Annotated in this window: 15 protein-coding genes and 4 tRNA genes; 12 read left to right on the forward strand and 7 right to left on the reverse strand. The window is 42.6% G+C overall.

What is annotated here, in order from left to right; translation table 11 throughout:
- Positions 1-5: 5 nt before the first annotated feature.
- The 6 genes from FTU92_RS00910 (at position 6) to msrA (ending at position 4,265) form a co-directional block, all read left to right on the forward strand.
- Positions 6-389 (forward strand): AzlD domain-containing protein, encoded by a 384-nt coding sequence (locus tag FTU92_RS00910; RefSeq protein WP_004974797.1) that lies wholly within the window; start codon positions 6-8, stop codon positions 387-389.
- A 98-nt stretch (positions 390-487) separates the two neighbouring features.
- The gene (thyA, locus tag FTU92_RS00915; protein WP_004974795.1) at positions 488-1,330 is read left to right on the forward strand and encodes a thymidylate synthase; all 843 of its coding nucleotides are present in this window, start codon (positions 488-490) and stop codon (positions 1,328-1,330) included.
- Positions 1,331-1,421: 91 nt separating this feature from the next.
- Entirely contained in the window at positions 1,422-1,934 is a 513-nt protein-coding gene (locus FTU92_RS00920) for a dihydrofolate reductase (protein WP_004974792.1), read from the forward strand.
- 70 nt (positions 1,935-2,004) lie between these two features.
- Entirely contained in the window at positions 2,005-3,060 is a 1,056-nt protein-coding gene (locus tag FTU92_RS00925) for a DUF4105 domain-containing protein (protein WP_131260577.1), read from the forward strand.
- Positions 3,061-3,213: 153 nt separating this feature from the next.
- Positions 3,214-3,681: an META domain-containing protein gene (locus FTU92_RS00930; RefSeq protein ID WP_004974787.1), complete on the forward strand. Its 468-nt coding sequence runs from the start codon at positions 3,214-3,216 to the stop codon at positions 3,679-3,681.
- Between the two features lie 62 nt (positions 3,682-3,743).
- Positions 3,744-4,265 (forward strand): peptide-methionine (S)-S-oxide reductase MsrA, encoded by a 522-nt coding sequence (msrA, locus tag FTU92_RS00935; protein WP_004974785.1) that lies wholly within the window; start codon positions 3,744-3,746, stop codon positions 4,263-4,265.
- A 71-nt stretch (positions 4,266-4,336) separates the two neighbouring features.
- On the opposite strand, the gene FTU92_RS00940 is transcribed toward msrA, so the two are convergent.
- The 6 genes from FTU92_RS00940 to FTU92_RS00965 all read right to left on the reverse strand — a co-directional run bounded on the left by FTU92_RS00940 (position 4,337) and on the right by FTU92_RS00965 (position 6,303).
- Positions 4,337-4,975 carry a fumarylacetoacetate hydrolase family protein gene (locus tag FTU92_RS00940; protein ID WP_154320311.1) on the reverse strand — a complete coding sequence of 213 codons (639 nt, stop codon included), beginning with the start codon at positions 4,973-4,975 and terminating at the stop codon, positions 4,337-4,339.
- A 40-nt stretch (positions 4,976-5,015) separates the two neighbouring features.
- On the reverse strand, positions 5,016-5,513 hold the full coding sequence (locus tag FTU92_RS00945; RefSeq protein ID WP_096901373.1) for a YcxB family protein: 498 nt from the start codon (positions 5,511-5,513) through the stop codon (positions 5,016-5,018).
- 193 nt (positions 5,514-5,706) lie between these two features.
- Positions 5,707-5,783: transfer RNA gene (locus FTU92_RS00950), tRNA-Arg, on the reverse strand.
- Positions 5,784-5,995: 212 nt separating this feature from the next.
- Positions 5,996-6,072, reverse strand: a tRNA-Arg gene (locus FTU92_RS00955).
- A 49-nt stretch (positions 6,073-6,121) separates the two neighbouring features.
- Positions 6,122-6,198 (reverse strand) — tRNA-Arg (locus FTU92_RS00960).
- A 15-nt stretch (positions 6,199-6,213) separates the two neighbouring features.
- Positions 6,214-6,303: transfer RNA gene (locus tag FTU92_RS00965), tRNA-Ser, on the reverse strand.
- Positions 6,304-6,567: 264 nt separating this feature from the next.
- On the opposite strand from FTU92_RS00965, the gene rnr reads away from it, so the two are divergent.
- From rnr to FTU92_RS00995, 6 genes are all read left to right on the forward strand, one after another.
- Positions 6,568-8,991 (forward strand): ribonuclease R, encoded by a 2,424-nt coding sequence (rnr, locus tag FTU92_RS00970; RefSeq protein ID WP_180072686.1) that lies wholly within the window; start codon positions 6,568-6,570, stop codon positions 8,989-8,991.
- A gap of 79 nt (positions 8,992-9,070) precedes the next feature.
- Positions 9,071-9,655: a hypothetical protein gene (locus FTU92_RS00975; RefSeq protein WP_111885424.1), complete on the forward strand. Its 585-nt coding sequence runs from the start codon at positions 9,071-9,073 to the stop codon at positions 9,653-9,655.
- 74 nt (positions 9,656-9,729) lie between these two features.
- A complete protein-coding gene (locus FTU92_RS00980; protein WP_180095307.1) occupies positions 9,730-11,769 on the forward strand; it encodes a M3 family metallopeptidase in 2,040 nt (679 codons plus the stop codon).
- 40 nt (positions 11,770-11,809) lie between these two features.
- Entirely contained in the window at positions 11,810-12,019 is a 210-nt protein-coding gene (locus FTU92_RS00985) for a YheV family putative zinc ribbon protein (protein ID WP_171324836.1), read from the forward strand.
- 21 nt (positions 12,020-12,040) lie between these two features.
- Entirely contained in the window at positions 12,041-12,451 is a 411-nt protein-coding gene (locus FTU92_RS00990) for a hypothetical protein (protein WP_004974772.1), read from the forward strand.
- 101 nt (positions 12,452-12,552) lie between these two features.
- A complete protein-coding gene (locus tag FTU92_RS00995; RefSeq protein ID WP_179988900.1) occupies positions 12,553-13,446 on the forward strand; it encodes a DMT family transporter in 894 nt (297 codons plus the stop codon).
- A gap of 115 nt (positions 13,447-13,561) precedes the next feature.
- On the opposite strand, the gene FTU92_RS01000 is transcribed toward FTU92_RS00995, so the two are convergent.
- Positions 13,562-15,769 (reverse strand): TRAP transporter large permease subunit, encoded by a 2,208-nt coding sequence (locus tag FTU92_RS01000; protein ID WP_180095308.1) that lies wholly within the window; start codon positions 15,767-15,769, stop codon positions 13,562-13,564.
- Positions 15,770-15,920: the final 151 nt, after the last annotated feature.

Here is a 15,920-nt window from a genome sequence, read left to right on the forward strand (position 1 = left end):
CTCACATGCTTGAATTTTGGTTTAACCCACAGGTTGCGGTCACAAAGAAAATTGCCCTGCTGATGGTGATCGCGCTGGTCACTGCAGCGGTATACTTCTTAGAACCCTTAAAGCTCGATGCGATTTTAATGTTTCTGGCCACAGGTATTGTTTTTTTAATTTGTCGTTACTGCAAAATTCATTTTACTGCACAACATCCCACAGGTTGGTTGGCACGACTATTGACTTGGATTCCACTGGCGTTGTTACTCGCAATAATTTTCATGCAGATTCAACACGGTGAAATTTTACTGTCGGGCGCTCAAGGCATTGGCTTTACCGCTTTGGCTATTTGCCTGTTTTCGCCGTTGGCTTTACTGCATCAACATCACGCTTCCGACACACAATAAAGTCACAACTTTAAAAACTCTGCTATTATTCTTTCTGATTTACTGGGCATCGAATTGCCCAAACAAAAAATATTTCTTTTGCTTGACCAGAGAACGCTATGCGCCAGTATTTAGACCTACTCCAACATATTCTTGACCATGGTGGCGACAAAGGTGACCGTACCGGAACAGGCACACGTTCAGTGTTTGGGCACCAAATGCGTTTTAACCTTGCACAAGGTTTTCCACTGCTGACTACCAAAAAAGTACATTTCCGTTCTATCGTAATTGAGCTGTTATGGTTTTTAAAAGGCGATACCAACGTCAAATATCTCCAAGAACATAAAGTCAGTATTTGGGATGAATGGTCTACCGCAGAACAAACCGCGCGCTTTGGTCGTCCTGAAGGTGAACTTGGCCCAGTGTACGGACATCAATGGCGTAATTTTGGTGCAACACAAAAAGCCGATGGTCTGTATGAGCAAGATGGTTTTGACCAAATTGCATGGTTAATCAATGAAATTAAAACCAATCCAAATTCACGTCGTTTAATCGTGTCAGGCTGGAACCCGAAAGAAGCAGGTCAAGTTGCTTTACCGCCTTGCCATACTTTATTCCAGTTTTTTGTGCACAACGGCAAACTCTCATGCCAGCTATATCAACGCAGTGCCGATGTGTTTTTAGGCGTGCCTTTTAATATTGCCAGCTATGCTTTACTAACCCACATGATCGCGCAAGTCTGTGATTTAGAAGTCGGAGATTTTGTCTGGACAGGTGGCGATACGCATTTATATGCCAACCACTTTGAACAGGCACAGTTACAGCTAAGCCGTGAACCACTGGCGTTATGTCAGTTAAAACTCAATCCTGAAATCAAAGATATTTTCGATTTTAAATTTGAAGATATTGAAATTGTAGGCTATGAGTCACATCCTGCAATTAAAGCACCTGTCGCTGTTTAATTGCCTGTTGCTAGATTTATCATCTCAACATTTAAATTGCCCCAACGTCCCCAAAAGATGCTTGGCAGACTAAGAAAATACGAGCCTAATTATGTCATTTCAAAATTTAGAAGTTGTACACGTAGTCGCTATGGATCAACAACGCTGCATTGGTCAGGGTAACCAATTGCCGTGGCATATTTCGGCAGACTTAAAACACTTCAAAGAAATCACCCAAGGTGGCGTGGTGATTATGGGACGCAAAACCTTGGAGTCGATGGGACGCACCCTGCCTAAACGTGTCAATTGGGTGATTACCCGCGACCCAAACTGGGCATTTGAAGGCACAAAAGTGGCGCATAGCATTGAAGATGCCTTGCAACAAGCCGTTGCCGATGTTCAAGCCTCAGAAAAACCAAACACTTTATTTATTATTGGTGGTGGTGAAATTTTTAGCCAAACTATGCCGATTGCTGACCGTTTGGAACTGACGCATATTGAACTAGATGTTCAGGGAGATGCGCATTATCCTGCCATTCCTGCCGAGTTTAAAAAAGTGGCCTCAGAACAGCATGTCGATGAAAAATCAGGGATTGCCTTTGAGTTTGCCCGCTATCAAAAATAATGCTGACAGCCTTGGCAATATTTGATTATGATGACTTAAACGGAATTTAACTTTGCCTCAGGAATGGCGGATGCTGCATTTCATCTTCAGTTTAGGTGTCGTTCTTTCTTCTATTTGGCTCAGTATGGCCTTGTGGATTCATCAGCCTTTGGGTTGGTTAATGAGCCGTGTGCTGATTGGGACTTGGCTAGCCTTCACCCTCAGCATTTTGGGCATTTATATCACTCAGCATTTGCTCAGTCGCAATCAGGATATTTTGGTTTATCTTTTGGGTTTTGCCTTGGGGCTGTTTTGGTATTTTGGGATGGATGCCAAGCAAGACCGTGACTGGAACCCTGAAGTAGCCCGTATGCTGCATTATGAACAAGTACAAGATCAGGTCACGCTGCACAATGTCCGCAATTTTGACTGGCATGCCGATGGTCGCTATACCGAACGTTGGGAAACCCGCCAATTTAACCTGAAACAGATTACGGGGGTGAATATCATCACCTCTTACTGGATGGGGCCAAAAATTGCGCATACCTTAGTCAGTTTTGACTTTGCCGATCAAGCGCCACTCACCTTTTCCATTGAAATTCGCAAAGAAAAACACGAAGAGTTTTCTGCGATTGGTGGCTTCTTTCGGCAATATGAACTCAGCCTTGTCGCTGCCGATGAAAAAGATATCATCTACACCCGCAGCAATATTCGGGGTGAGCAAGTTTATTTTTTCCCGATCCAGCTCAATCCACAAGAAGCACAAGCACTGTTTCAGGAATATCTGCATAAAGCCGATGCTTTAGCCGCCAAAGCGCGTTGGTATAATACGTTGACCAGTAATTGCACCACGCTGCTGTTTGACATGATTCAGGCAGTATCTCAAAAACGTTTCCCTGCCGACTATCGTCTGTTTGCTTCGGGTTATTTACCCAATTATTTATATGATTTGCATGCGCTGGATCATCGTTGGGATATGCAAACTTGGTATCAACGTGCCCACATTAACCCACGTGTGGAAAACTTAAAAGATATCCACAGCCAAGACTTTTCCGCGCTCATTCGACAAGGCGTGCAGCTCGATTCTTCAGCAAACATCAGCACGCCTTATTCGCATCCGACTTATCAGAACAAAGTGCTGCCCTGACCTATTTTGGTCATTTTGCGCAGATACAATCAATTCAGAGAAAAAACCACACCATATCTTGGAAAAAGTTGCAGCAAACATACAAATTTAACTAGAGCCACGGCGCATAATTTGTTTAGATAGCAACAATTTCAAAAAATTAGAGATCATTCCATGCTAAAAAAATACTTCGGGATCACCTTATTGGGTGCAATGATTGCTTTATCAGGATGTGAAACTATGCCAACTCAAACGAGTGCAAGCCAAATTAGCGCAATCAATCAAGCCAACTTAGTACAACGTACATGGACTGCTACGCAATTGGGCAACAGCATGTTAAAAACAGAAGCAAACCGCCAAAACTTGCCATATTTAAACTTTGATGCCGCCACACAAACAGTCACAGGTTCAGATAGTTGTAACCGACTCAGCGGTAGTTATGTCGCAGGACGTGACACCCTACAATTGGGGCAATTGGCAACCACGCGAATGGCTTGCTTAAATAACAACAACTTAGATCAGAAATTTCATGAAGCCCTAAATAAAGTGACGCATTATCAGGTCTATGGTAAAACCCTGAAATTGCTAGATCGCCATGGAAATTTACTGATTCAATTTGAAACACCAACGGCTGCACGTTAACGGCTAAGCCAAATAATAGACAGGCTTAAAATGGTTTATTCATAAAATATAAGGACAAAATCATGCAACAAGCATTGTTTGGTGGCGGATGTTTCTGGTGTGTCGAAGCCGTATTTTTACAACTGCAAGGCGTAGAAAAAGTCACCAGCGGTTATGCAGGTGGACATACCTTAAACCCAAGCTATGAAGATATTTGCCGTGGCGACAGCGGACATGCAGAAGTCATTTTGATTGATTTTGATGAGCAGCAGATCAGCTATTCACAATTACTTGAGGTGTTTTTTGCCACACACGACCCAACCACATTAAACCGTCAGGGCAATGATGTCGGCACACAATACCGCTCTGTGATTTATTATTTAGATGCTACACAGCAACAAGCTGCCGCCGAGATGATTGCAGCCTTACAAGCTGAAGGTGTGAATGTTGTGACTGAACTCAGTGCAGCACCTGAATTTTACCCTGCAGAAGACTATCATCAGAATTTCTTTGCCAAAAATCCAAATCAGGGCTACTGCAATTTTTCCATTCCACCGAAACTGAATAAATTACGCAGTAAATTTCAGCATTTACTGAAAGTATAACCATTGGATTTAAAAGCAAGTACAAAACGGTGATACTCATCTTTTGATGACATCACCGTTTACACCACTATTTATTTTACAAAAGTCGTCCAGACAAATGCCTGAGTACGTCCTTGTAAGGTCATCTTCAACTGATCGCCCGACTGTAATGCTGCCACCCCTGCAGGTGTACCAGTCATTACCACATCACCAGGTTCTAAACTAAATACTTGGCTAATATCTGCCAACAATGCCGCAATATCAAAAATCAATAAACTGGTATCGCCTTGCTGACGTAATTCATCATTAATGTCCAAACGATATTGCACGTTTTTCCAGTCCTGAATTTCCGATACATCCACCCAATCTGCCAACACACAAGAACCGTCAAACGCTTTGGCTCGTTCCCACGGCTGTCCTTTTTTCTTAAGTTCATCCTGCAATTCACGCAAAGTTAAATCCAAGCCCAAAGTCACTGCACTTACAGCATCCAATACTTTGGCAGGATCTGTGTCTGCATTTAAAGGCTGGTCAATGCGTAAACTCAATTCACATTCATAGTGACAATTGCCCCAGACCTTATTCCACGTAATCCCATCACTTAAACTGCGTAAACTGCTTGGCGGTTTAATAAATAACACAGGATGATCAGGTACAGCATTACCTAATTCTTTGGCATGGTCTGCATAACTGCGACCGACACAGACAATTTTAGATGGACGTGTACTCATGATCATCCTCGAATAACTCGTAAATTGGGAAAATTAGAACTTACTTTTTAAAAGTATTTTCAAAAACCGTTTGTTCTGCAGGCAGATTAAATGCACGTTTCGGTACAATCACCACTGTACGATTTTTTAATTCCAGCATATAGGTGAGTTTACCCACAGCGAAATTTTGCACCTCGTTATAATGAAATACCTGTTTACGACCATTGGCATACAGCTCGGCATAGTCCTGAAATAAATCAATGCCTTGCTCGCTTTTTCCAAATTGGTATTTTACAAACTGGCGTTTAAACATCATTGGCAAAAACCAATAACGCATTAAAGTTTGCAAGATTAAAAAGAAAGCACCGAGTGCAACATAATAGCGACCTACCCCATCGAAGCCCAAATAAAAGCCCCAAGCAATAATCGCCACACTAATCAACGGTGTAATAAAACGGGTAAATTGTTTTTTACCAAAAGTCGCAAGGGCAAAGCCGTCTTGAGATTCTTCTAAATTTAAAAAATAGCGCAAAGACAATGCTGGCTGCGTGTCAGACATAAGCTCATCATCAAGTCATTCAAATTGAGCTAAATCTTACACTAGATTGAGCACTTTCCTTATTTTTTTCGTGTTTATTCGCTCAAAGCCAGACGTAAAACAATGGTCATGCTTTTGACACAAAAATTTCATCATTTTTAGATAGTGTAGATGCAAAAAAACCGCATCAAAAGTGCGGTTTTTTATTTCAAGTTGGTGCGCTCAGAGAGATTCGAACTCCCGACCCCTTAGTTCGTAGCCAAGTGCTCTATCCAGCTGAGCTATGAGCGCGACGACTTGATGGGGTGCATTATACGTGTTTTTTTCTGGCTGTTAAGTATTAATTCATCATTTTGCAATCAAATGCACAGATATTGGACGATTCAAAAGAATTTTAACGTAAAACCATGAGTACGCTATTCTTTTTAATAAACTGATTATTGTTTGAGTTTACTAAATTTCAGGCACAAAAAAGCCGCATTTAAGCGGTTGATTGTTTAAGTTGGTGCGCTCAGAGAGATTCGAACTCCCGACCCCTTAGTTCGTAGCCAAGTGCTCTATCCAGCTGAGCTATGAGCGCATTACTTGTGTGCCAATTTAGGCGATACGTTACTGTTCGGTTTACTTATTGGTGCGCTCAGAGAGATTCGAACTCCCGACCCCTTAGTTCGTAGCCAAGTGCTCTATCCAGCTGAGCTATGAGCGCGACATAAGTAAAGCGTGGCGGTGAGAGAGGGATTCGAACCCTCGATACAGTTACCCGTATGCGTCCTTAGCAGGGACGTGGTTTCAGCCACTCACCCATCTCACCGTAACGTGCCGCCATAATACAAATTAAGTGCTAGCACTGCAAGCTTCGATACCACAATTTTTGCATATTTTTGCTCAATTAAATATTTTTTAAACAATTTTCAGGATTCATCACCAGAATTACGCCTGAACTTTTGGCAATCGCTGCACAAAAACTAGAAACATCGTAAAATAACGACAGAAAACACATTATTGCAATCATTTACGTGCAGTCTTTCCGTACATGACTTATGCTAAACCTATCTTCTGACATGAAGTTTATTCCATGATGAAAAATTGGGTCGATCCTGAAGCGAAAGCTGAAGCCGAACGCTACGAAAATCCTATTCCAAGCCGTACCTTAATCTTAGAAACCATTGAAACCTTGCAGGCGGCACAGTCACATGCAGACTTGGTAGAGCATTTTGCGATTGCCGATCAAAAAAGTATTGATGCCCTGAGCCATCGTTTAATTGCCATGGTACGTGATGGTCAGCTCATGAAAGATGGATTAAAGTTCCAGCTGGCTGCAGAACAACCGACTCATGACGCCACGGTTTACATCAACAGTAAAGGTTTAGGCACAGCCAATATTGCAGGTCATGAAGATATTTTATTGCCTGAACGCGAACTACGTTTGGTGTTTAATGGCGATCAAGTCAAAGTCCGCCAGACTTCGGTAGATCGTAAAGGCAAGGCATGGGGCTTTATTACCGAAGTCACCCAGCGTCGTGTCAAACAAATCATTGGTAAATTGTCAGAATACGATGGTGAATATTTTATTCAGCCTGCCCAGCCAAATAGCCATCAACCCATTACCCTTGAAAAAGAATTAATTGAACATGCCCAAGTTAAATTGGGCGATTCCGTGCGCATTGCCATTGACGACTATCCAACCCGCGAAGAATTTGCCACAGGACATATTATTCAGTCGATGGCAGACAAAGCCGAAACTGAAATTATTATTCCGCAAACCATTTTAGAATTTGGTCTGCCGTATGAATTTCCTGAAGATGTCATTCAAGAAGCCGAAAGCTTTCAAGAACCGACAGCCCAAGACCGTGAAGGACGTGTTGATTTACGCGATTTAGCCTTAGTGACTATTGATGGTGAAGATGCCCGCGACTTTGACGATGCGGTATACGCCGAAAAACGTCCAGGCGGTGGTTACCGTGTCGTAGTCGCAATTGCCGATGTCAGCCATTATGTCCGCACAGGCAAACCATTGGATGATGAAGCACAGGAACGTGGGACTTCAGTCTATTTCCCGCATTTTGTATTACCGATGTTGCCTGAAGCTTTATCGAATGGTTTATGTTCACTCAATCCGCAGGTTGACCGTTTGTGTATGGTCTGCGATTTAAAACTGTCACGCGCAGGTCGGGTCACAGGTTTTGAGTTTTATCCTTCGGTCATGCATTCCAAAGCGCGTTTAACCTATACTCAAGTGGCACAATATTTTGAGGGTGATAGTGCGGCAATTCCAGAAGATCGGGAGGTGTGCAAATCATTAAATACTCTGTTCCAACTGTATCAAGTGCTGAAAGGTTTACGTGCTGAACGTCATGCCATGGAGTTTGAAACCGTTGAAACCTACATGACCTTTGATGAGTTAGGTGGAATTAAAGAAATTTTGCCGCGCAGCCGTAACGATGCGCATAAACTGATTGAAGAATGTATGTTACTCGCCAACGTCGCAGCAGCAGAATATGCACTCAAACATGATGTGCCGATGCTGTACCGTGTGCATGAACCGCCAGAGTTTTCACGTATTCAAAAAGTCCGTGATTTTGTCAAATTACTTGGGCTACATTTTCCAGAACAACCCACTCAGGCCGACTATCAAGCGGTGATTGAAGCCACTAAAGATCGTATTGATGCGCCAAGTATTCACGCGGTGTTATTACGTTCCATGATGCAGGCCTATTATGGTGCCAACAATGCAGGACACTTTGGTTTAGCTTATGATGCCTACACGCATTTCACTTCACCAATTCGCCGCTACCCTGACCTATTGTTACACCGTGCCATTAAAGCGCATTTAAAACAAAAGCCATCACCACTTTCAGGTGCAGCTTTAGATGATGCAGGCGAACATTATTCTGCAACTGAACGTCGTGCCGATGAAGCCTCGCGCTCTGTCACCACATGGCTAAAATGCCACTATATGCAGCAGCATTTGGGCGAAGAATTTGTAGGCGTAATTTCTGCAGTAGCCGAATTCGGTCTGTTTGTCACTCTCAAAGACCTTTATGTCGATGGCATGATTCATGTCAGCCAATTGGGCGATGACTTCTTTGTATTTGACCAAGCCAGCCAAAGCCTAATTGGACAAGCACGTGGTCAAAGCTTTAGCTTGGGTGATGAAGTCAAAATTAAAGTCGCGGCTGTCAATTTAGAAGACCGCAAAATTGATTTTGAACTCATGCAACAACTCACCCATGCAGGTCGCGCTATTCGTATGCGCGCACCGCGCGTGGCAAAACCGTTCAGCCGTGAAGCCACCGAAGAAGTTTTTTCTGAGCGTCCAAGCAAGGCGACTTTAAGTGAAAACGGTGAGCAACCTGTGCCGAAGAAAAAACCAAAAAACAAACCGAGTTCTTACGGTAAAAAAACCTCAGCGAAGTCGGAAGCTAAACCGAAAGACAAAGCCAAAAAAAAGACCAAGGTGAAAAAGAAAAAATCCAATGCCAAAGCAAAGGGTGAGTAAATTTTACTAAATAAAAAAGAGTGCTACGGCGCTCTTTTTCATTTAATATATCTCTATAAAAATAAACCACTTAAAAATCATGACATCACAGAAAATTACTAAATACTATTACCATGAATATGTAATATGCTTAGTCTTTGTACTTAGTATTTCAGCACTGATTGCTCTCTTTTTTATAGACTTCACCCCAACAAATCAAGTCAAAATCACAGCCTTCATTGTTGCAACGTTGATTTATTTGGCTGTTTTGATCTACTTTTATGTTCTGCATAGATACGGACAATGGATCATTCCACGTACATGGACAAATGTACAAAAAAAGCCAAAATTCTATTTTTTACTCCTCTTCCCTATTTTTGTAATTCTGTTTCTTTACTTAAATCTAGTTGTCTATCCTCCTCTGCTTCATACCCTAGTTTTGGGTACACCTACTGTGGTGACATTGGAAGCAAGCGCTGTTAAAAAACATGGTAAAAAAGGAAGTGTCTACTATTCTATTGAAACACCGTATGACTCTACTGGTATGTTTCGAATCAATGTAGATGAATATGAACACTACAAAAATCAAAATCTATTCATAAAATTATCGGTCATTGAGGGGCGCTTTGGCACCTACATCCAAGATATTCAATCTATCCACGGTGAAACAAGAGCGAATAAATAGCACCCAAGGCTTGATTTATCCTTCTAGAAGCCTTACTTCTACAAATAACACAGGAAATAAATCGGCAGACCGACATGACATTAGAAAAGGCAACTTTGCCTGTTCCACAATTTGATCAAATTACCCTGGCAGATTTAAAACAAAAAATTGAGCATGCCATTCAGCAGGGACAAAACTTTTTAAATAATCTGACTGCAGTACCTGAAAATACGACGGCGCAATTAAATGTTTTAGAACAGATTGATCAGCTCGAAAATAACATGAGCGAAGCATGGGGCGTGCTGTCACATTTAAATGCGGTCATGAATAATCCTGAAACCCGCGAAGTGTATCAAGCGCTGTTACCAAGTTTAAGCGACTACTACACTCAATTGGGTCAGCACACGGTGTTGTATCAAAGCTATCAACATATTCACGACGCCAACACCTTTAAAGATTTGCCTGCTGCACAACAAAGCGCAATTCAACTGGCATTGCGCGACTTTAAACTGTCAGGTGTGGCCTTAGAAGGTGAAGCTAAAAAACGCTATGCTGAAATTTCAGCGCGTTTATCGCAACTGTCATCAGACTTTTCCAATCATGTGTTGGATGCCACCCAAGCCTATTACAAAGTATTGTCCGAAGATCAGCTCAAAGGTTTGCCACAAAGTAGCATTGAGTTACTGAAACAATATGGTCAGCAACGCGAATTGGAACAAGCTGTGGCAACACTGGATATTCCTGCCTATTTAGCCATTATGACCTATGCCGATGATCGTGCTTTGCGCGAAACCTTGTATCAGGCATACACTACTCGCGCGTCCGATCAATCAGCCCAGTCTGAATTTGACAACACCCCGATCATGGAAGAAATCTTGCGTTTACGTCAAGAAATGGCGCAATTGCTCGGTTTTAACAACTATGCAGAATTATCCCTTGCCAGCAAAATGGCACCAAGTGTCGAAGCAGTCGATCAATTCCTGCGTGAACTGGCAGAACATGCTCGTGCACCTGCAGAACAAGAAATTGCCGAACTCAAAGCCATTGCCGCCCAAGATGGGATTGATACCTTACAACCGTGGGATACAGGCTACTATTCTGAAAAATTAAAATTACAGCAATTTAACCTTTCACAAGAAATGTTAAAACCATATTTCCCTGCACCGAAAGTGGTTGAAGGTCTATTTAGCATCGTCAAGCGTTTATACGATGTCGATATTATTGAGCGCGCTGCCCCTGTTTGGCATCCTGATGCACGTTATTTTGAACTTGAAGATCAAGGTCAAGTGATTGGTGGTTTTTACTTTGATCTATATGCCCGTACAGGCAAACGCGGCGGCGCATGGATGAGTGGTTTCCGTTCACGCATGCAATTGGCACAAGGTTTACAAAAACCAATTTGCTATATGGTGTGTAACTTTACCCCACCTGTTGCAGACCAACCCGCGCTTTTAACGCATGATGAAGTCATCACCCTATTCCATGAATTTGGACATGGCTTACATCACATGCTGACTGAAGTAGATAATATTGCTGTGGCAGGTACACACGGTGTCGCTTGGGATGCGGTGGAATTACCAAGCCAATTCATGGAATTCTGGACTTGGGATCAAGACAGTTTAGATATGCTGAGTGCGCATATTGAAACCCAAGACACCCTGCCTGAACACCTGCTTAAAGCGCTGTTAGATGCACGTTTCTTCCAGTCGGGAATGCAAAGCCTGCGCCAAATTGAATTTGCGCTGTTCGATTTAAGTATTCATCGCAGCAACCCTGCTTTAAATGCGGAACAGATTCAAGCCATGCTAGATGACATTCGTCAAAACTATGCCGTTGCACCAACTACAGCTTACAACCGCTTCCAGCACAGCTTCAGCCATATTTTCGCAGGCGGCTATGCTGCAGGATATTATTCATACAAATGGGCAGAGGTTTTGGCCAGCGATGCCTTTGATCGCTTTGAAAATGAAGGGCTATTTAACACCGAAACTGGCAAGCAGTTTAGACAGTTTATTCTAGCAGTTGGCGGAAAAGATTCAGCGCTTGACGCATTTATCAATTTCCGCGGACGCGAGCCAAAAATAGACGCACTATTACGTCATCAAGGTTGGACGAACATAGTCAAAAACGCTTAAACTAAGAACTTTAGATGAAGTTAGGGGAGTCGTGATGACCATTAAACGTCGTTTCATTGCAGGCGCAAAATGTCCGAAATGTCAGGCGATGGATCGGGTTGTCATGCTCACCGCTGACGAAGCTGAATGGATCGAATGTATCGAGTGTGATTATACGGAAAACCGTCCAACACATATTGATGAACCTGAAATCCCAGAGGTTTCAGATGAAATTGGGGTGATCCAGTTTAAGCCGCGTCAGTCAAAGTAAAACAATAAGGTTCAACAACGCATGACTGAAGATCAACGACATAACCCTAAGCTCTTATGGGCCATTACGGGCGGGTTAATTATTGTCATTATTGCCGTATTTATCTTTCAATGGATGGGCGATAGCGACAATACTGCGCCTATAGAAACTGCCCCAACTACGGCGTCTGTAGCGAAAGCTGTACCTGCTGAAGCAACGCCATTGCAAGAAGATGAAGCAGCACCAAAACAGTTGGTCACAGAAGATTTACTCAAAGCACCTATATCTGAGAATGCAGCGCTTGCCAAAGAAGAAGTGGCTAAATTAGATGACATTCAAAATCAGCTGAATGATCAACGTGCCTTATTAAAACAGCAACATAACGATGCTGATGAATTGATTAAACTGAAAGAAGAACAAATCAAAATACTGGAAGCCCAACTGGCACAGTAAGCCTCCTCTGCTTCACATCAGTCATTTTAAAATACGATAAAGGGTCAGTGTTGTAGCCAATTTAAGCTAGAATAGCCTGAGGTTATTCTGGCTTTATTTGTATGACATCTTCTGGTTCTGCCCAACAAAATTTGCTCAAAGCAATTATGCTGTTGACCTGCTCTGCCTTTCTGTTTTCGCTCATGGGCGTGTGCGTTCGTTACGCCTCAGAAACGGTAGATAATGCCACCGTGGTATTTTTCCGTAATTTCATTGGTTTGTTTATTTTTATCCCGCTCATTTTCAATAAAGGCTTGGGCTTTTTTAAAACTGAAAAGTTATGGATGCACACTTGGCGTTCGGTAGTCGGATTAACCGCCATGTATGGTTTTTTCTACGCGATTGCCAATCTAAAACTGTCCAATGCGATGGTCTTCACCTATTCATCGCCTATTTTTATTCCCTTAATTGCATGGCTATTCCTTAAAGAAAAAATCACCAAACCAATGCTATGGGCTGCGTTCATTGGTTTATTTGGCGTGTTATTTGTCGCCAAACCCGATGCAGGTATGTTTAATAGCATGTCCGCGATTGGACTCAGTGCTAGTTTTTTAGCAGCGATGGCTTTTGTCACGGTACGCGCCTTAACTCAAACCGAACCACCTGAACGCATTGTGTTTTATTTTTGCATGATTGGGACTCTCATTTCTGTTGTACCGATGTTCTGGTCATGGCGACCCTACAACTTAAAAGAATTGAGTTTTTTAATTGGTGCAGGATTGCTGGCCAATATCAGTCAGATCTTTATGTCCAATGCCTACCGTCTTGCCCCTGCAGGACAAATTGGCCCTGTGAATTACATTGCGATTATTTTTGCAGGGATTTGGGGCTTTAGCTTTTGGCATGAAACACCAGACTTATTTAGTTTAATTGGCTTTGCCCTAATTTTACTTGCCATTATTTTGTGCAGTCCACTGTTACAAAAACACCTGAATCACCACGCACCACATTCTTAATGCTGTTTTTGTATTCCCTACACATCAGCCTCATAAACCTTATAAAAAAACACCCCGTAGCGAACTACAGGGTGCTGTTAAATAATAAGATGACAGTGATTAAGTATCCATGTGCTTATTCATACCAGCCGAATAGCTTAAACGCATACGGTGCATAAGCAATAATCAACATCGCAGGAAGCATCACAATCATAGGCAAAATCCAACGCTCATAACGATAATAGAACGATTTATGACGAACTTCTGCATCGGCTGCAGCGACTTCTTCATCACCAATCGACTGCCTTGCCAATAAGTGATTCAGCGCTACAGGTGGCGTCACATAGCCTAATTCAAAACCAACTAGGGTAATCATCCAGAAATGCGCAGGATGAATTCCATATTGATACGCCACAGGTGCAACAGTTGCCGAAATTAGAATCACCGCACCGAATGGATCCATAATCATGCCCACAAAAATCATCAGGGCAACAATCAGGCTAATCACAATAAAGATGCTGCTAATGTCTGTTGGAAACGCTTCCATAATTTCAATGCGTTCTAAATAGCCGCCCACACTGACTGAAAGCGCCATCAAAATCACCAATGCACCAATATGTCCCACCGTTTCACTGGTCGATAAATGCAGAGCTTTGAAGAAACCATACTGACGCAATGGTGAATCAGGTGCAGTCAATAATGAGCGCTCAGATGAAGCTGCTGTCTGTTGTGCTACAGGCTTGTGATCTAAAGTCTGATCCCACTGCCCCATCGCTGGAATAGGCGCAGGTTCATGGCGCAATTTATCAAACAACACCATCATCAATAAAATAACCGGCATCATTACAGGTGCAGTAAATTCATTCATATTGGTGTCTAAAGCATATTTATAGAACAACCAAATCAACATAAAAATGAGGATATATGGCAATACTGGGCCAAAAGCACGTAAGGACAATGGCACAGCTATACGCGGTGCAGCAATGCGGAATTTATTTTCAGCAAAGAACAACGAAATCACTAAAAACAGGGTTGAAGTCAAGAGGAACACATACAAACCATAGTGATACAGCATGTCTGTTGTAACTTCTTTGTTCAGCGATGCCACCACAACAATCAATAGGCATGGACGAAGCACGACCCCCATTGAACCCGACATAGCTGTTGCCGCCAGTGCAAACTGACGTCGTCCACCCGCATTCCAAACTTCTTTATAAATGATCGCACCTGCAGCAATAACAAAAATCCCCGATGCACCGGTATAAGCTGTCGGCAATGCAGCGGCAATCAGAATCAGCCAGGTTAAGGTTTCAGGTGCCAAATTCCACGGACGTAGAATATTCAGGAACAAATCCACAATTCGGGTTTGTTTGAGCAGCATCCCCGCCCAAACAAACAAAGCCAAGTTCAGGAAAATACTGGAGAATTCGACCAGTTGCCCCAAGTAAATCCCTTGCCCCATCGGATAATCCATTAGGAAAGTAAAGGAGAAACCTGTACTAATTGCCATATAGGCATACAAAGGCACGCTCAGGAACGCAAGACCTAAACTGCCGCCTTCACGAGTTGGTGCAGGTGGCTTAATGAGCTGGAATAAACTAATCAAAGTCAGGGTTGCAAACAGAATCATCCACATCCAGTAAATGACCTGTGTTTCGCCACTCATCGGTACGCCCGAATCGAGTACTGAACGATATTGACTGATACTTGACGAGGTTAAGAAACCATTCGCCACCACCATTAAGGTCGAGTACACCTTGAAGTCAATTTTGGTCGCAGGGCCACGTAAACCAATGTGATGGGTTTTTAAAGTGGCACTAATTGCGGCAAAGACCACCATCAACACCAATAAAATGGCACGGTTTTCAGTACCAAATTTAAAAATGCCAAAGAAAGAGGTTTCAATGGTTCGATACATTTTCAAGCTTGGATGAGCTTGAATATGCTGAATCGCCTGATCATGAAATTGAAATTTTTCTTCACAAATTTGTTTGGCTGCCAAAATTGAAGCACGGACATCTGACTCAGAGGCGGTGCCAAAAATATCGGCAAACTCATCAGCAGCATTGGCTTGCATTTGGGCATGTACTTGCGCATCGACATCGGGGTTGCGTTCACAGTCAGGTGCAGTGGGTTCGGCACGTAAAAATGAATATTGCATACCTGTTGCAGGGTCACCATATAGGCGTTCACCCATGCGCAACAACTGACCATGTACCATTTCACCTGTACCAATAATAAGTGTCAGTAGCAACAAGATCAAAATAACGAATGTAGAAATCCATTCTGTCCATATATGTCTGAGCAAAGCCAAGCCAGACCTGCGTTGTCCGTTATTGTGCATATATTTTCCTGTTTTTATTCTATGCAGAAACCGAGACACTCGAATTTCTGTCTGTCCTTATTCAACGGAATATCCATCTTCCATTGAGCATTTTTGTATTCAGTTTAAATGTGAATGAACGTCGTTATTTTTAAAATGACAATATAGATTT

Source organism: Acinetobacter sp. YH12205 (assembly GCF_013418125.1).
Taxonomy (GTDB): Bacteria; Pseudomonadota; Gammaproteobacteria; order Pseudomonadales; family Moraxellaceae; genus Acinetobacter; species Acinetobacter towneri.